At 72.1% G+C, this 15,514-nt stretch carries 17 protein-coding genes; 2 read left to right on the top strand and 15 right to left on the bottom strand.

Annotation, left to right across the window (positions count from 1 at the left end):
• Window positions 1-145 precede the first annotated feature (145 nt).
• From AC29IT_RS19790 to pdxS, 11 genes are all read right to left on the bottom strand, one after another.
• A complete protein-coding gene (locus tag AC29IT_RS19790; protein ID WP_488219735.1) occupies window positions 146-688 on the bottom strand; it encodes an adenine phosphoribosyltransferase in 543 nt (180 codons plus the stop codon).
• On the bottom strand, window positions 688-1,908 hold the full coding sequence (gene secF / locus AC29IT_RS19785) for a protein translocase subunit SecF (protein WP_488219842.1): 1,221 nt from the start codon (window positions 1,906-1,908) through the stop codon (window positions 688-690). The genes AC29IT_RS19790 and secF overlap by 1 nt, the downstream gene beginning before the upstream one ends.
• Window positions 1,905-3,491 carry a protein translocase subunit SecD gene (secD, locus tag AC29IT_RS19780; protein WP_488219734.1) on the bottom strand — a complete coding sequence of 529 codons (1,587 nt, stop codon included), beginning with the start codon at window positions 3,489-3,491 and terminating at the stop codon, window positions 1,905-1,907. Before secD ends, secF begins: the two co-directional genes overlap by 4 nt.
• Window positions 3,492-4,166: 675 nt before the next feature.
• A complete protein-coding gene (gene yajC, locus AC29IT_RS19775) occupies window positions 4,167-4,592 on the bottom strand; it encodes a preprotein translocase subunit YajC (RefSeq protein WP_358436290.1) in 426 nt (141 codons plus the stop codon).
• A 243-nt stretch (window positions 4,593-4,835) separates the two neighbouring features.
• Window positions 4,836-5,945, bottom strand: coding sequence for a Holliday junction branch migration DNA helicase RuvB (gene ruvB, locus AC29IT_RS19770; protein WP_358436292.1), 1,110 nt, complete (start codon window positions 5,943-5,945; stop codon window positions 4,836-4,838).
• Window positions 5,942-6,544, bottom strand: coding sequence for a Holliday junction branch migration protein RuvA (gene ruvA, locus AC29IT_RS19765; protein WP_224956192.1), 603 nt, complete (start codon window positions 6,542-6,544; stop codon window positions 5,942-5,944). The genes ruvB and ruvA overlap by 4 nt, the downstream gene beginning before the upstream one ends.
• Window positions 6,541-7,128 carry a crossover junction endodeoxyribonuclease RuvC gene (gene ruvC / locus AC29IT_RS19760; protein ID WP_358436296.1) on the bottom strand — a complete coding sequence of 196 codons (588 nt, stop codon included), beginning with the start codon at window positions 7,126-7,128 and terminating at the stop codon, window positions 6,541-6,543. The genes ruvA and ruvC overlap by 4 nt, the downstream gene beginning before the upstream one ends.
• A gap of 132 nt (window positions 7,129-7,260) precedes the next feature.
• Entirely contained in the window at window positions 7,261-7,767 is a 507-nt protein-coding gene (locus AC29IT_RS19755) for a DUF4262 domain-containing protein (protein ID WP_358436298.1), read from the bottom strand.
• Window positions 7,768-7,847: 80 nt separating this feature from the next.
• Window positions 7,848-8,600, bottom strand: a complete 753-nt coding sequence (locus AC29IT_RS19750) for a YebC/PmpR family DNA-binding transcriptional regulator (protein ID WP_358436301.1) — start codon at window positions 8,598-8,600, stop codon at window positions 7,848-7,850.
• 46 nt (window positions 8,601-8,646) lie between these two features.
• Window positions 8,647-9,279, bottom strand: coding sequence for a pyridoxal 5'-phosphate synthase glutaminase subunit PdxT (gene pdxT / locus AC29IT_RS19745; protein WP_488219733.1), 633 nt, complete (start codon window positions 9,277-9,279; stop codon window positions 8,647-8,649).
• 92 nt (window positions 9,280-9,371) lie between these two features.
• On the bottom strand, window positions 9,372-10,277 hold the full coding sequence (pdxS, locus tag AC29IT_RS19740; RefSeq protein ID WP_358436305.1) for a pyridoxal 5'-phosphate synthase lyase subunit PdxS: 906 nt from the start codon (window positions 10,275-10,277) through the stop codon (window positions 9,372-9,374).
• A 199-nt stretch (window positions 10,278-10,476) separates the two neighbouring features.
• Between pdxS and AC29IT_RS19735 the strand changes: the two genes are divergently transcribed.
• Window positions 10,477-12,546 carry an elongation factor G-like protein EF-G2 gene (locus AC29IT_RS19735; protein WP_358436308.1) on the top strand — a complete coding sequence of 690 codons (2,070 nt, stop codon included), beginning with the start codon at window positions 10,477-10,479 and terminating at the stop codon, window positions 12,544-12,546.
• Window positions 12,547-12,579: 33 nt separating this feature from the next.
• Here the strand turns inward: AC29IT_RS19735 and AC29IT_RS19730 are convergent, their stop codons facing one another.
• The 3 genes from AC29IT_RS19730 to AC29IT_RS19720 form a co-directional block, all read right to left on the bottom strand.
• Window positions 12,580-13,065, bottom strand: coding sequence for a hypothetical protein (locus tag AC29IT_RS19730; RefSeq protein WP_488219732.1), 486 nt, complete (start codon window positions 13,063-13,065; stop codon window positions 12,580-12,582).
• A gap of 86 nt (window positions 13,066-13,151) precedes the next feature.
• Window positions 13,152-13,355 carry a DUF397 domain-containing protein gene (locus AC29IT_RS19725; RefSeq protein ID WP_488219731.1) on the bottom strand — a complete coding sequence of 68 codons (204 nt, stop codon included), beginning with the start codon at window positions 13,353-13,355 and terminating at the stop codon, window positions 13,152-13,154.
• Entirely contained in the window at window positions 13,355-14,239 is an 885-nt protein-coding gene (locus AC29IT_RS19720) for a helix-turn-helix domain-containing protein (protein WP_488219730.1), read from the bottom strand. The genes AC29IT_RS19725 and AC29IT_RS19720 overlap by 1 nt, the downstream gene beginning before the upstream one ends.
• A gap of 171 nt (window positions 14,240-14,410) precedes the next feature.
• On the opposite strand from AC29IT_RS19720, the gene AC29IT_RS19715 reads away from it, so the two are divergent.
• Window positions 14,411-14,722 (top strand): hypothetical protein, encoded by a 312-nt coding sequence (locus tag AC29IT_RS19715; protein WP_488219729.1) that lies wholly within the window; start codon window positions 14,411-14,413, stop codon window positions 14,720-14,722.
• Here the strand turns inward: AC29IT_RS19715 and pgsA are convergent.
• The gene (pgsA, locus tag AC29IT_RS19710) at window positions 14,698-15,315 is read right to left on the bottom strand and encodes a phosphatidylinositol phosphate synthase (RefSeq protein ID WP_488219728.1); all 618 of its coding nucleotides are present in this window, start codon (window positions 15,313-15,315) and stop codon (window positions 14,698-14,700) included. The two genes, AC29IT_RS19715 and pgsA, sit on opposite strands and share 25 nt — an antisense overlap.
• Between the last annotated feature and the right edge of the window lie 199 nt (window positions 15,316-15,514).

Here is a 15,514-nt window from a genome sequence, read left to right as displayed (position 1 = left end):
GAAGCGGTCACGACCCGGGCATCGAGAATAACGCCGTTCGGGCTATCGCCCTTCCCCGGCCGTCCCCCGAAACGTTGAACGGTCACTCTCAGCTGCGAGCCGACGGGAAAACTTCACCAGGACCGATCAGCCGGGCCGAAAATCCTCACACCGCCAGCAGTGCCTGCACGTCCGAATCCATCCGGTCCCGGCCGCCCAGGGCGGTCAGTTCGAGCACCACCGACGAGGCCACGACCTTCGCACCCGCCCGGCCCAGCAGCTCGCAGGCGGCGCGCAGCGTGCCGCCGGTGGCGAGCACGTCGTCCACCACCAGCACCCGCTGACCCGCGCTGATGGTGGCCGCCGGGAGCTCCAGGCTCGCCGAGCCGTACTCCAGCTGGTAGTCGACGCGGTCCGCGACCTCCGGCAGCTTGCCCGGCTTCCGCAGGCCCACGACACCGGTGCCGCGCGCGTGCGCCACGGCGGCGCCGAGCAGGAAGCCGCGCGCCTCCACCCCGGCCACCACGTCGAACTCCAGGCCGTCACCGAGCGCGCGCACGACCGCCGCGAACGCCTCCCCGTCGGCCAGCAGCGGGCTGATGTCGCGGAACAGGATCCCGGGCTCCGGGAAGTCCGGGACCTCGCGGATCAGCCGCGCCGCCTCCTCCAGTGCGGGGTGCAGCACCTGCACCGCGTCCGACTCCGCCATCAGCGCCGCTTCTTCCCGGTCGGGCGGCTGGACTTGCCCGCGGGCCGCCGCCGGTTCTGCGGGGCGTCGGAGCGCGCGGTGCGCCTGCCCGCAGCGCTGGACGCGCCGGCCAGCGGCCGTTCCGGACGCGCCTCGGCCTGCTCGGCCGCCGGTTCGTCGGCCTCCTTCGCCGCGCCCCGCTCCCGGCGCTGGACGACCTTCGCCGCCTGCTGCCGGTACTTGCGGTCGCGCATCTTGAAGTCCACCAGCAGCGGCGTCGCCAGGAAGATCGACGAGATCACGCCGGCGATCATGCCGACCAGCTGCACCAGTGCCAGGTCCCGCAGCACGCCCACGCCGAGCAGCCAGGCGCCGACCACGAGCAGGCCGGCCACCGGCAGCAGCGCGATCACCGAGGTGTTGATGGAGCGCATCAGCGTCTGGTTCACCGCGAGGTTCGCGGCCTCCGGGTAGGTGCGACGGGTCAGGCCGAGCAGCCCGCGGGTGTTCTCCTTCACCTTGTCGAACACCACGACCGTGTCGTACAGCGAGAACCCGAGGATCGTCAGCAGACCGATCACCGTGCTCGGCGTGACCTCGAAGCCGGTGAGCGCGTAGATGCCCGCCGTGACCACCACGTCGTGCAGCAGCGCGATCAGCGCCGCCACCGCCATCCAGCGCTCGAAGTAGAACGCGAGGAACACGGTCACCAGCACCAGGAACACGCCCAGCGCCAGCAGCGCCTGCTGGGTGATCTCGCCACCCCAGGTGCCGCTGACCGCGCTGTCGCTGACCGCGGCCGGGCTCGGCCTGCCGTCGGTGCCCAGCGGCTGGAGCCGCTGGAACATCGTCTCCTTGACCTCGGAGACCTGCGCGGTGTTCAGCGATTCGGTGCGGACCTGGATGGTCTGGCTGTTCGCGGTGCCCACCAGCTGCACCGTCTCGGCCGGGTGCCCGAGCGCTTCGGTGAACGCCGCCTGCACCTGGTCCTCGCTGATCGGGCCCTGCGCGCCGACGGCGGGGACCTGCAGCTTGGTGCCGCCCTCGAAGTCGATGCCCAGGTTGAAGCCCTTGATGCCCATCGCGCCGATGCACACCAGCACCAGCAGTCCGAGGGACACGTACCAGCGCATGCGCTTGCCGACGATGTCGAAGGCGCCGTTGCCGATGTAGAGGCGTTCGAAGACGCTCGCGCGCCGGTTTCCGCCGTCGCCGGCGGTGCTGTGGGTGACCACCGTCAGGCCTCCTTCGCGCTGGAAGCACCCCGGGAGCGCGCGGCGCGCTGCTCGGCGGCGTAGCGCTGCGTCGCGCCGAGGCCGGACACCGAGGGCTTGGACAGGAACTTGTTCTTCGACGCCAGCGCCACCAGCGGGTGCGTCACCAGGAACACCACGACGAGGTCGAGCACCGTCGACATGCCGAGGGTGAACGCGAAGCCCTTCACCTGGCCGACCGCGAGCACGTAGAGCACGGCCGCGGCCAGGAAGCTCACCGCGTCGGCGGACAGGATCGTGCGCCGCGCCCGGATCCACGCCCGGGGCACCGCGGAGCGGAACGTCCGGCCCTCGCGGATCTCGTCCTTGAGCCGTTCGAAGAACACGATGAACGAGTCCGCGGTGATGCCGATCGCGACGATGAACCCGGCGATGCCCGCCAGGTCGAGGGTGAAGCCGATCCACCGCCCGAGCAGCACCAGCACGCCGTAGACGATGCCGCCGGAGAGCACCAGCGACAGCACCGTGAGCACGCCGAGCAGCCGGTAGTAGGCGAGGCAGTACACCGCGACCAGGAACAGGCCGATGCCGCCCGCGATCAGACCGGCCTCCAGCGCGGCCACGCCCATCGTCGCCGACACCGTCTCGGCCTCGGACTGGTCGAACGCCAGCGGCAGCGAGCCGTACTTGAGCACGTCGGCCAGGTCCGTCGCGGACTGCTGGTTGAAGCTGCCGCTGATGGAGGCGTTGCCGCCGAGCAGCGCCTGGTTGATCGTCGGTGCGGAGACGACCTCGCCGTCGAGCACGAACGCGGCCTGCTGGCCGACGTTGGCGGAGGTGAAGTCCGCCCAGCGCTTGCCGCCGTCAGCGGTGAAGTCCAGGCTCACCGTCCAGTTCGGCTCCTGCTGGTTCGGCGGCTGCGCCGCCGCGTTGGCGATGTCGGTGCCTTCCATGAACACCGGCTCCAGCACGTACTTCTGCGCCTTCTGCTGGTCGCAGGCGACCAGCGGGAGCTTCGGGTCGGCGTTGCCGCGCAGCGGGTCCTCGGCGTTGCAGTCCAGCGCGGAGAGCGCCTGCATCTGCACGTTCGGGTCGGTGCTCTGCCGGGTCTTCTTCGCCTCGTCGATCGCCGCCTGCTGGGCTTCCGGGTCGGCGGGCTGCTGGGCGTGGGCGGCCTGCGGCGCGGTCCCGGAGGGCTGGCCCGGCTGCGGCGGCGGGGCCTGCGCGGGCGCCACCATGTTCGGCACGACCTTGCGGAAGCTCAGCTCCGCGGTCTGGCCGAGCTGCTTGGCCTGGTCACCGCCCTCGCCGGGCACGGTGATCACCAGGTTGGAGCCGTCGAGGTTCACCTCGGAGCCGCTGATGCCCATGCCGTTGACGCGGGTCTCGATGATCTGCCGCGCCTGGGTCAGCGATTCCTGCGTCGGTGGCCGACCGTCCGGGGTGCGCGCGGTGAGCGTCACCCGGGTGCCGCCCTGGAGATCGATGCCCAGCTTCGGATCGGGTTTCTTGTCGCCGGTGAGGAATACCAATCCGTACAACGCCACGACGATCAGCGCGAAGATCGCGAGGTAACGCCCTGGGCGGATCTGCCCGGCCGGAGGTGCCACGGTGCGTCGGTCTCCTGTCCACGGTCTACGGAATGTGGGCGGGACATCGGCCGCGCAGGGCGGAGCGCCCGCGATCCGATGCCCCGAATGATCGGCCGTTCCAGGTACCCCCGGAACGGCCGTTGATCACAGTACGCGCCCGAACAGCACGAGCACGCCGCACGATCTGGGAAGGCCCGTCGCCAGTCTGCCAGGCGGGTGGCGCGGGAAGACGCGAGGGGCGGCTTCGCGGGCCCGCGAACTGGGGAAATCGCCCAAGGCGGACGCGGGTGGAGCGGCCCGGTGGCGCGGTGCGGGATTCGTAAACCCGCCACGGCGGCGGTCGCAGGGAGCTCCCTCCGCCGGTCGGCGGCCGCCCGTCGGCCGGATGGCGGGGGCGTCGGCTACCGGGCGGCGGGGCCGGGTGGGCGGGGCCGCCGGATGACGGGGCCGGTGCACGGGGCGGTCCGCGCCGGACGGCGAGATGGGCTCCGGGACGCGGGGCGGCGGCCGGGCCGCGGCACGCTCCTGCGGCGGAACGAACGGCGCGGAGCGAACGGCGCGGGACACCGGGCGCGCTGCGGGCCGGAGCCGCCGCCTGCGGGGCGGCGACTCGACGGCTCGGCCGGACGGCCCGCGTTCGGGCCGGTCCGGGAACGCGGCGGACGGCCGGTGCTGATCACCGGCCGTTCCGGCTCAGCTGGTCTTCTGCTTCTCGATCGGCTCGGCGACCTGCGCGGAGGACTCGGTGGAGGTCGCGGTGGCCTCCTGCTGCTCGCCCTCGGCGTCCTTCGCCTCGGCCGCGGGGGCGGCCTCGTCCTGCTCGGTCGCGGTGGCCTCGGTGACCTCGGCGGCCTCCTCGGTGGTGACCTTCTCGCGGACGGCGGCGCGCACCCAGGTGGTGACGACGCCCGGCGCGATCTCCAGGTCGATGCTGTCGTCCGAGCTCGACACCACGGTGCCGAACAGCCCGGAGGTCGTCATCACCCGGTCACCCGTGGTCAGCGAGTTCTGCAGCTTCTGCTGCTCCTGCACGGCACGCTTCTGCTTGCGCGCCTGGAGGAACATCGGCACGGCCAGCAGCACGATCAGCAGGGGCAGAAACAAGGATTCGAGAGACATCATGCTCCGTTTCGGCGGACGCCGCGGGGATCGCCCGACCACCTGCCGGGGCGCCCGAATTGTTCGGATGTAGCGCTTCCAGTGTGCCAGCCGTGTCGATGGGCGTGCCGCCACCCGTCGGGCCGCGCGGGCCGAACCGGTGTCCGGCGGCGCCATCGGGGCCGTCAACGCCGCGCAGCCTATCGCCCGCGAGGTGGCCGGACTCACAGCCCACCCGCCGCCGGAACGGGCGCGAACGGACGGCTACTCGAACAGGACGGCCTGCGATTCGCCGGGCGCGTGCGGCGGCGGGGTGAGACCCACGTGCTGCCAGGCGGCGACGGTCGCGACCCGGCCGCGCGAGGTGCGGGCGAGCATGCCCGCGCGCACCAGGTACGGCTCGCAGACTTCCTCGACCGTGCTCGGTTCCTCCCCCACCGCGACCGCGATGGTGGTGATCCCGACCGGCCCGCCGTGGAAGGACCGCACCAGCGCCGAAAGCACCGCGCGGTCCAGCCGGTCCAGGCCGAACTCGTCGACGTCGTAGACCGCCAGCGCCGACCGCGCCACGTCCAGGGTGACCGCGCCGTCGGCGCGCACCTCCGCGTAGTCGCGGACCCGGCGCAGCAGCCGGTTCGCGATGCGCGGCGTCCCCCGGGAGCGGCGGGCGATCTCGACGGCGCCGTCGGGACGCAGGTCCACGCCGAGGATGCCCGCGGAGCGGCGCACCACCAGCTCCAGCTCGGCGGGCGAGTAGAACTCCATGTGCGCGGTGAACCCGAACCGGTCCCGCAGCGGGCCGGTGAGCGTCCCCGAGCGGGTGGTGGCGCCGACCAGCGTGAACGGCGCGATCTCCAGCGGGATGCTGGTGGCGCCCGGGCCCTTGCCGACGACGACGTCGACCCGGTAGTCCTCCATCGCCAGGTACAGCATCTCCTCGGCGGGCCGGGCGATGCGGTGGATCTCGTCGATGAACAGCACGTCGCCCTCGGCGAGGTTGGACAGCATCGCCGCCAGGTCGCCGGGCCGTTCCAGCGCGGGCCCCGAGGTCACCCGGATCGCGGAGCCCAGCTCCGCCGCCATGATCATCGCGAGGCTGGTCTTGCCGAGCCCGGGCGGGCCGGAGAACAGCACGTGGTCGGGCTGTTCACGGCGGTTGAGGGCGCCGTGCAGCACCAGTTGCAGCTGTTCGCGCACCCGCGGCTGGCCGACGAACTCGCTGAGCCTGCGCGGGCGCAGCGTGCTCTCCACGTCCTGCTCGGCCGGTTCCTGCTCCGGGTCCAGCGGGGCTTCGCCGGGCAGCGCCTGCCGCGCCGGGAGCTGGCCGGGCAGCAGGTCCGCGGGCGGGTCCTCGTCCTCGTGCGGAGCGCTCATCGCGGGCCCAGCGCGGCCAGCGCCTTGCGCAGCACCGCGGAGGTGTCGGCGGGAGCGCCGTCGGCGGCGAGCACGGCTTCCACGCTCTGCTCGGCCTGCTTCGCGGAGAACCCGAGGCCCACCAGCGCCTCGGCGACCTCGGTGCGGACCCGGCCGCGGTCCGGGGCGCCGGGCAGCTCGCCGGAACCGTTGCCGGCGAGGGTGCCGACCTTGTCCCGCAGCTCCAGGATCAGCCGCTCGGCGCTCTTCTTCCCGATGCCGGGCACCTGGGTGAGCGTGGTGAGGTTGCCGTCCGCGAGCGCGTGGCACAGCTGGTCCGGCGAGAGCACCGCCAGCGTCGCCAGCGCCAGCCGCGGCCCCACTCCGGACGCGGTCTGCAGCAGCACGAACAGGTCGCGCGCCTCCGGATCGGCGAAGCCGTACAGGGTGAGCGAGTCCTCCCGCACGACGAGCGTCGTGGCCAGCAGCGCCTCTTCGCCGCGGCGCAGCCCGGCGAGGGTGGCGGGGGTGGCGTGCACGGCGTGCCCGAGCCCGCCCACGTCGATCACGGCGTGGTCCAGCCCGATCGAGAGCACCGGCCCGCGTACCGAAGCGATCATCCTGTGAGGTCTCCTCTGCCTGCCGGGGGACGCCGCGCGTCCCGCAGCCGTTGCCGGTGCGCCTTGGCCAGTTCCGCGGCCTTCGCCTCCGCCGCGGCCAGCCGCGAGCTCATCGGCGCCCGCCACAGGTGGCAGACGGCGAGGGCGAGCGCGTCGGCGGCGTCGGCCGGCCGGGGTGCTTCGCTGAGCCCGAGGACCTTGGTGACCATGAGCGTGACCTGCCGCTTGTCGGCGCGGCCGGAGCCGCTGATGGCGGCCTTGACCTCGCTCGGCGTGTGGAACGCGACCGGCAGCCCGCGGCGGGCGGCGGCCAGCGCCACCACCCCGGAGGCCTGCGCGGTGCCCATCACCGAACGCACGTTGTGCTGGCTGAACACCCGCTCGATGGCCACCACCTCGGGCTGGTGCGCGTCCATCCACTGCTCGACGGCGTCCGCGACCGCCTTGAGCCGCATCGGCAGCTCGTCGGCGGGCGGGGTGCGCACGACACCGACGGCGACGCAGGAGATGTGCCGGTTCCGGCCGCCGTCCACCACGCCGATCCCGCAGCGGGTCAGCCCGGGGTCGACTCCCAGCACGCGCACGACTTCCTCCTCGGCCTTCAGCTCACCCGGGAACACCCGTTCGACACTCTAGCGCCTGCGGGGCGTCCCGCTCCCGCACGACACACCCGATGATCACCCGTCCGCGCGGTGCGCGCCGCACCGGCCCCGCGGTCACGGACCGTCGACGCCGGGCGTCCAGCGCTCGGGGGCTCCGCTGTCGGTCAGCACCGGCTGGTACTCGGCGAACCCGCCGGGCGCGTCCGGCTGCCACGGGAAGGTGCCGTCCGGTGCGGCGACGATCAGCTGCACCGCCGGGAAGTCGGCGCCCTTGTACACGGTGAACGCGCTGCCCAGGTATTCCGGGTAGTGCTGCTTCGCGATCCGCTCGAAGGTGACCGGGCAGTTCGCCAGGAATCCCGCGTACAGCTGCCCGGGGCTGAACCGCTCGCCGCCGGAGACGCGCGCGACGTAGGTGTCCACCACCGCCTGCGCCACGTCCTTCGGCAATCCGATCACCACGACCTCGGGCTTGCCGAAGCGCCGCCACGCCCCTACGGAGAACGCGTGGGCGGCCCCGCCTTCGTCCTCCGCCACGTGCACCACGGCCGCGCCGTGGCGCTCCGCGGTGTCCACCAACCACTGCCGCAGCTGTTCTTCCGTCTCCGCCACGAGGCCCATTCTGCCGATTCTCATCCGATCGGGGGAGCCTTCGGGTGCTCGGGCGCGCCGCGCCCGCCCCGGCGCGCCCCGTGCGCCGATCAGGCGTCCAGTTCCGCCATCACTTCATCGGAGACGTCGAAGTTGGCGTAGACGTTCTGCACGTCGTCGCAGTCCTCCAGCACGTCGATCAGCTTGAAGATCTTGCGCGCGCCGTCCGCGTCCAGCGGGACGTTCACCGAGGCCATGAAGCTCAGCTCCGAGGAGTCGTACTCGATCTCGGCCGCCTGCACCGCCTTGCGGACCTCGACCAGGTCGGTCGGCTCGCACAGCACCTCGAAGCTCTCGCCGAGGTCGTTGACCTCTTCGGCGCCCGCCTCCAGCACCGCGCCGAGCACGTCGTCCTCGGTCAGCCCGTTCTTCGGCACGATCAGCACGCCGCGCCGGGAGAACATGTACGACACCGAACCGGCGTCGGCCATCGAACCGCCGTTGCGGGTCATCGCGGTGCGGACCTCGCCCGCGGCGCGGTTCTTGTTGTCGGTGAGGCACTCGACCAGGACCGCGACGCCGTTCGGGCCGTAGCCCTCGTACATCAGGGTCTGCCAGTCGGCGCCGCCGGCCTCTTCGCCACCGCCGCGCTTGCGGGCGCGCTCGATGTTGTCGACGGGCACCGAGTTCTTGCGCGCCTTCTGCATGGCGTCGTAGAGCGTCGGGTTGCCGTCGGGGTCTCCTCCGCCGGTGCGCGCCGCGACCTCCACGTTCTTGATGAGCTTCGCGAAGAGCTTGCCGCGCTTGGCGTCGACGGCGGCCTTCTTGTGCTTGGTGGTGGCCCACTTGGAGTGGCCGCTCATCTTTCCTCCGTCTTTCCACGCCGTCGCAGGCGAGACCCCGGGGCCTTCAGCCTGCGCGAACGGTCTGCACGAATTGCCGGTGCACGCGCTCGTCGCCGTGGACCAGTTCCGGGTGGAAGCTGGTGGCGAGCACGCGCCCCTGCTGAACCGCGACGATCCTACCGGCGGCGGCCTCGTCGCCTGATCCGCGCGGGGTGACCTCGGCCAGCACCCGCACCTGCGGCCCGATGCGCTCGACCCAGGGGGCACGGATGAACACCGCGTGCACCGGGCCGTCGACCCCGGCGAAGTCGAGGTCGGCCTCGAACGAATCGACCTGCCTGCCGAACGCGTTGCGCCGCACGGTCATGTCGAGCGCGCCGAGCGGGGTGATGCCCGCTTCCGCGCCGCCCAGCACCTCGCCGGCCAGCAGCACCATGCCCGCGCACGAGCCGTAGGCGGGCAGGCCGTCGGCGAGCCGCTGCCGCAGCGGTTCGAACAGCTCGAAGGAGTGCAACAACCGGCTCGTGGTCGTCGATTCCCCGCCGGGCAGCACGATGCCGTGCAGGTCCGCGAGCTCTTCCGGCCTGCGCACGGGTTTGGCGATCGCACCGCTGCGGTCCAAGGCGCCGAGGTGCTCGGCGACGCCGCCTTGCAGGGCGAGCACGCCGATGACGGGGGACGCGACACCGTCCGACACGCGAGTTCTCCGTTCATCCGTTCCGACGGGTGAATGGCCCATTCGACCGATGTGCTCGGTCCAATGGGCCATTCACCTGGTGAGAAGTGGGGTCACCAGCCGCGCTGGGCGTAGCGCTGGTCCGCCGGGAGGGAGTCGACGTTGAGGCCGACCATCGCCTCGCCGAGCCCGCGGGACACCTTCGCGATCACGTCCGGGTCGTCGTAGAAGGTCGTCGCCTTCACGATCGCCTCGGCACGCTTGGCCGGGTCGCCGGACTTGAAGATCCCGGAGCCGACGAACACGCCTTCGGCGCCCAGCTGGCGCATCATCGCCGCGTCGGCCGGGGTGGCGAGCCCGCCCGCGGTGAACAGCACGACCGGGAGCTTCCCGGCGGCCGCGACCTCCTTGACCAGGGCGACCGGGGCGCGCAGCTCCTTGGCCGCCGCGTACAGCTCCTCCCCGTCCAGCCGGGTGAGCCGCCGGATCTCGGCGCGGATGGAGCGCATGTGCCGGGTGGCCTCGACGACGTTGCCGGTGCCCGCCTCGCCCTTGGAGCGGATCATGGCGGCGCCTTCGGCGATGCGGCGCAGGGCCTCGCCGAGGTTGGTGGCGCCGCAGACGAACGGCACGGTGAAGTTCCACTTGTCGATGTGCAGCGCCTCGTCAGCGGGGGTGAGCACCTCGGACTCGTCGATGTAGTCGACGCCGAGGGACTGCAGCACCTGGGCTTCGACGAAGTGTCCGATGCGGGCCTTGGCCATCACGGGGATGGAGACGGCGTCGACGATGCCCTCGATCATGTCCGGGTCGGACATGCGGGCCACGCCGCCCTGGGCGCGGATGTCGGCCGGGACCCGTTCGAGGGCCATCACGGCGACGGCGCCCGCGGCTTCGGCGATCTTCGCCTGGTCGGGGGTCACCACGTCCATGATCACCCCGCCTTTGAGCATCTCCGCCATGCCGCGCTTCACTCCGTCGGTGCCGGTGGCCTGGGCGGTGGCTGCGGTGTCGGTCACGGTCTGCCTTCCCTCGGGGGTTCCGGTGCGGCGGTGCGCCGCGCTCCCCTCCGACGCTAGGCCGGAACTGGACCACTTCCACGGTCCACTTACCCCCGTTTTCGGTAGTCCACTTCGCGATCGGCGCCGGTGAACGGCATTGCACGCGACGTCACCCGGGTGTGCGATCGAGGACACGACGACGTCCGAGGGGGCTGCGATGGGCAGCAAGCAGAACGTTCCGGGAGCGCAGGCGGCGCCCGCTCCCACCGATCCGAGCGACATCCGCAACGTGGTCCTGGTCGGCCCGTCCGCCGCGGGCAAGACCACGCTGGTGGAGGCGCTGCTGGCGGCGACCGGCACCATCCCGCGGACGGGTTCCGTGGTGGACGGGACGACGGTGTGCGACCACGACAGCGCGGCCGTCGACCAGCAGCGCTCGGTGGCGCTGTCGGTGGCACCGCTGGACCACGACGGCCACAAGATCAACCTGATCGACACGCCCGGCTACGCCGATTTCGTCGGGGAGCTGCGCGCGGGCCTGCGCGCGGCGGACGCGGCGCTGTTCGTGGTGTCCGCCGAGGAGGGCGTGGACGCGGCGACGCGCGCGATCTGGCAGGAGTGCGCCCGGGTGTCGATGCCGCGCGCGGTGGTGCTGTCCCGGCTGGACCAGCACCGGGCCGATCCGGCGGCCGCGCTGGAGTCGTGCCGGGAAGCGTTCGGGGCCGGGGTGCTGCCGCTGCACCTGCCGCTGCGCGGGTCCGGCGGCGGCACCACCGGCCTGGTCGGAGTGCTCACCGGCACCGTCTCGGGCACCGGCGCGGCGCGGGACTGCGAGCGGGAACGCGCCGAGCTGATCGAGGCGATCATCGCCGAGAGCGAGGACGAGTCGCTGATGGACCGCTACGTGGCCGGTGAGCGGATCGAGGAGCCGGTGCTGATCCGCGACCTGGAGACGGCGGTGTCCCGTGGCGGCCTGCACCCGGTGCTGCCGGTGTGCGCGGCGACCGAGGTGGGGCTGCCGGAGCTGCTGGACGGCCTGGTGCGCGGTTTCCCCTCCCCGCGGGAGCACCCGCCGGTCCAGGTCACCGATCCGCGCGGCGGGAACCCGCGGGAACTGCCTGCGGACCCGGCGGGCCCGCTGGTCGCGGAGGTCGTGCACACCTCGGTCGATTCCTACGTCGGACGGGTGTCGCTGGCCAGGGTGTTCTCGGGGACGGTGCTGCCGGAGCGGGCGGTGCACGTCTCCGGGCACGGCATGGCCGAGCGCGGGCACCCGGACCACGACGAGGACGAGCGGGTCGCGCACCTGTACTCACCGCTGGGGTCGGGGCTGCGCGAGGTGCCGCGCTGCGTCGCGGGCGACCTGTGCGCGCTGACGAAGCTCGGCTCGGCCGAGACCGGCGACACCCTGTCCGATCCGGCGGGCCCACTGCTGCTGTCGCCGTGGCCGATGCCGGAGCCGCTGCTGCCGGTCGCGGTCGTCGCGCGCACTCGCAGCGACGAGGACGCGCTGGCGCGGAACCTGAACCGGCTCGTCGCCGCCGACCCGAGCCTGCGGTTGCAGCGGGACGGCGAGACCCACCAGCTGGTGCTGTGGTGCACCGGCGAGGCGCACGCCGACGTGGTGCTGCAACGCCTCCGCGACGGTGGCGCGGAGATCGACACCGAGCCGTTGCGGGTACCGCTGCGCCAGACGTTCCGGCAGGCGGCGAAGGGGCACGGCAGCCACAAGAAGCAGTCCGGCGGGCACGGCCAGTTCGCGGTGTGCGACGTCGAGGTGGAGCCCGCGCCGCGCGGTTCCGGCGTCGAGTTCGCCGACCGGGTGGTGGGCGGCGCGATCCCGAAGCAGTTCATCGCCAGCGTCGAGAAGGGCGTCCGGGCGCAGGTGGAGCGCGGCCTGGAGGAGGGCCTGCCGCTGGTGGACCTGAAGGTGACGCTGGTGGACGGCAAGGCGCACAGCGTCGATTCCTCGGACGCCGCCTTCCAGACCGCGGGCGCCCTGGCGCTGCGCGCGGCCGCCGAGCAGGCCGGGCTGGTCACGCTGGAACCGGTGGACGCGGTCGCGGTGTCCATCCCGGACGAGCACCTGGGCGTGATCCTCGGCGACCTGTCCAGCCGTCGCGGCAAGGTCGTCGGCACCGAACCGGAGGACTCCGGCTGGACGGTGGTGCGCGCGCACGTGCCCGCGAGCGAACTGGCCCGCTATTCGATCAACGTGCGCTCGCTGAGCTCGGGCAGCGCCACCTTCACCCGCCACTTCGAGCGCTACGAACCGATGCCCACCTGACGGGGCCCGGCCGCGCGGGCCCGGAGTTCCGGTTCAGTCCGCGGCGGGTTCCGGGTCGGGCCCGCCGTCGTCCTCGATCGCGCCGTCCTCGATCCCGCCGTCCTCGATCCCGCCGTCCTCGATCCCGCTGTCCTCGTTCCCGCCGTCCTCGACCGGGGCCGGTTCGGTGCGGTCGGCGACCGGCTGGACGTTGAGCTGGGTCTGCGGGTTGCGGACGTAGGCGGCGGCCTGCTCCGGGGTGAGGTGGTCGGCGATCAGTCCCCACGGCACCTTGCCGCCGGAGGACGGGTAGCGCATCCACACCGCGTACTCGTCGGCCTCGGTGATCGGGTGCGTGACCGGCGGGACCGGGTCGGCGGCGGACTCGGCTTCGGCCGCGTCGACGTCCCAGGCGGCGGTGTCGCGCAGCACGGCGACGGTCTCCGCCGGAACCGCCGAGGCCAGCGGGAACCAGTCGAACTGCCCGCTCGCCCAGGCTCGGATGCGGACGTCGTAGACCGCGTCGTCCGTCGAAGCCACCACGCCGCACCTCCGCTTGATCGAGCACTCGCGGCGAGCAGCCTAACCAGCGGCACCGACGGTGCCCGTACCCGCGTCGGCGGCCGTCACAGGCCCCGCACGAACGCCGCCCAGACATCGCGGCCGAACAGCAGCGCGGGCCCGGTGGGGTTCTTGGAATCGCGGACCCCCACGTCCGATCTGAAGGAGGCCACCTCGACGCACTGACCACCGCCCTGACCACTGCGGCTACTCCGGATCCAAGCGGCATCACCGAGCTCTGACGCGTTATCCACGTGATACGGACGCATCAAGCGATCTCCTTAGCCAGTCGGTCGAGGAAGGTCGTTGACTCGGCAGGAGAGATGCTCCGTTCCTTCAGCTCGTCGAAGACGTCGCCGAAGACCACGATCTCCTCCTGCTCTTCGAGGTAAAGCCCACCGCGCTGGTTCTCCACGTACACAACATCATGATCGTCGTCGCGCGGGAACCCCAGCAGGCTGAACGATCCGAGCTGTCCGCGGTGAGGGCCGACGTCGAACGGCATCACTTGCAGGGTGAGGTTCGGCAGCACGCTCTGCGCAGCGAGGTATTCGACCTGTTCCCTCCGAACTGAAGGTGCACCTACTTCACGCCGCAGCGCCGACTCATCGATGATCACGTGCAGCTCAAGCGGACGCGGACTCCGGTTCAACGCACGCTGCCGTTGCATCCGAACCTCGGCCTGCCCCTGCAGATCCGACATCGATGTTCGCGGGCCATCGCGGAGAACCGCGTCCGCGTACCCCCGCGTCTGCAAGATCCCCGGGACGAAGCCGAGGTCCCACTCGCGGATCTCGCTGGCTCCCCATTCGAGGCCGACGTAGAGGGAGAACCACTCGGGGATGGCCTGGTTGCCGTCCCACCAGCCCTTCTGCTTGGCGACGTCGGCCAGCCGGAGGTACCAGTCGATGCGCTCGGCGGGCACGCCGAGGAACGGGAGCATGATCTCCAGGTCCGGTCCGCTGATCGCGTTCCGCATGCTCTCCATGTGCGCGATCTTGCCCTGGCCGCAGCGGAGCCTGGCCGCGATGTCGCTCTGCTTCAGGCCCGCGGATTCGCGCAACCGGCGGATCTCCTGGGCCAGCCAGCGGCGCCCCACGGTCGGGCTGATCGGCTGCGGACCGACCGGGTCGTGGCCGGTTTGCTCGTGCATCGGGTGCTCTCCCCTGCCGTTCCGGTGCGGTCGCCGATCCGGGCGCGAAGATCACCCGACGGTGATCTATGCGAGCAAGATTCACTAAGTAATCTTTACACAGCGCTCCGTGATCATTCGAGCACACAACGTACCCGGCGGCTTCGCCCCGACATCACCAGGAGGTCCCCCATGCGCTGCGGCATCGCCCTCTACGAGATCCGCAACCCCGATTCGCGCTGCGCCTACGAGCAGCTGATCTGCCTCGGCGAGCTCCCCGGCGACGACCAGCCCGCCGTGTGGCGGGACTGCCTCACCGCGTGGGGCCTGGCCCAGCTGCGCGCGCACGACTGCCGCTTCGGCCGGTACTTCGCGGCGGTGCTGCCGCTCGACGAGGAGGGTGCCCCCGACGACGCGGCCGCGGACCTGCTGCTGGAGCAGGACGTGCCGCCGGCGGAGCGGTACTTCGCGTGGTCCGGCTACGAGGAGCTCGTCCCGGCCTGAGCCGAGCGGGCCGCCGCGCGCAGGCGCTGCAGGACGGTGAGCGCGGAGAGCGCCGCGAGCAACCACACCGCCACGTCCAGCACGTAGGGCACGCCGAGCCCGTGCAGCCCGGTGCCGACCAGCACGAGCACGAACCGCTCGGCCCGCTCGGCGAGGCCGCCGTCGGCGCTGAGCCCGTTCGCCTCGGCACGGGCCTTCACGTACGAGGTGACCTGCGCGCCCACCAGGCACAGCAGCAGCCCGACGCCGAGCGGCCGATCCCCCTCCACGACCAGCGCCCACCACACCAGCGCCCCGAACAGGGCGCCGTCGGCGATGCGGTCGCACCCGGCGTCGAGCACGCCGCCGAATGTGGAGGACCCGCCGCCCGCGCGGGCCATCGCCCCGTCGAGCAGGTCGAACAGCAGGAACACGGTGACCACGACGGTGCCGGTGAACAGCTCGCCGCGCGGGAAGAACCACACTGCGGAGGCGACGCTGGCGACGGTGCCGACGACGGTGACCGCGTTCGGCGTGAGCCCCGCCCGGACCAGCGCTGCGCCGATCGGGTGCGTCCAGCGGGAGATCGAAGCCCGCGCGAAGATGTTGAGCATCGCCTGTTCCGCCAGCCGCCTAGCGCACCGAATCCACGGTGCCTGTTGTTCACCTGGCAGCGTATCCGTAGCCGAGGCGCTGATCGGACGGCAGGCGAGTCGCCACACCGCCGGTGAACCGCATCACAGCCGGAATGGTTGAACGTTCAACACCGTTGCACGGTGCAGCAACCACCCGCACCACCGTTTCAGGAGAAGG

It is taken from the genome of Saccharopolyspora sp. MMCC62 (assembly GCF_057736575.1).
The sequence above is the reverse complement of the archived record's forward strand: the minus strand, read 5'-3'. Positions and strand labels throughout refer to the sequence as shown.

What these genes read in the sequence shown, in the direction of transcription:
- AC29IT_RS19790 (WP_488219735.1), bottom strand. Translation starts at nt 688, where the DNA reads ATGGCGGAGTCGGACGCGGTGCAGGTGCTGCACCCCGCACTGGAGGAG.
- yajC (WP_358436290.1), bottom strand. Translation starts at nt 4,592, where the DNA reads ATGTCTCTCGAATCCTTGTTTCTGCCCCTGCTGATCGTGCTGCTGGCC.
- ruvB (WP_358436292.1), bottom strand. Translation starts at nt 5,945, where the DNA reads ATGAGCGCTCCGCACGAGGACGAGGACCCGCCCGCGGACCTGCTGCCC.
- ruvA (WP_224956192.1), bottom strand. Translation starts at nt 6,544, where the DNA reads ATGATCGCTTCGGTACGCGGGCCGGTGCTCTCGATCGGGCTGGACCAC.
- AC29IT_RS19755 (WP_358436298.1), bottom strand. Translation starts at nt 7,767, where the DNA reads ATGGGCCTCGTGGCGGAGACGGAAGAACAGCTGCGGCAGTGGTTGGTG.
- AC29IT_RS19750 (WP_358436301.1), bottom strand. Translation starts at nt 8,600, where the DNA reads ATGAGCGGCCACTCCAAGTGGGCCACCACCAAGCACAAGAAGGCCGCC.
- AC29IT_RS19735 (WP_358436308.1), top strand. Translation starts at nt 10,477, where the DNA reads ATGGGCAGCAAGCAGAACGTTCCGGGAGCGCAGGCGGCGCCCGCTCCC.
- AC29IT_RS19725 (WP_488219731.1), bottom strand. Translation starts at nt 13,355, where the DNA reads ATGCGTCCGTATCACGTGGATAACGCGTCAGAGCTCGGTGATGCCGCT.
- AC29IT_RS19720 (WP_488219730.1), bottom strand. Translation starts at nt 14,239, where the DNA reads ATGCACGAGCAAACCGGCCACGACCCGGTCGGTCCGCAGCCGATCAGC.
- AC29IT_RS19715 (WP_488219729.1), top strand. Translation starts at nt 14,411, where the DNA reads ATGCGCTGCGGCATCGCCCTCTACGAGATCCGCAACCCCGATTCGCGC.
- pgsA (WP_488219728.1), bottom strand. Translation starts at nt 15,315, where the DNA reads ATGCTCAACATCTTCGCGCGGGCTTCGATCTCCCGCTGGACGCACCCG.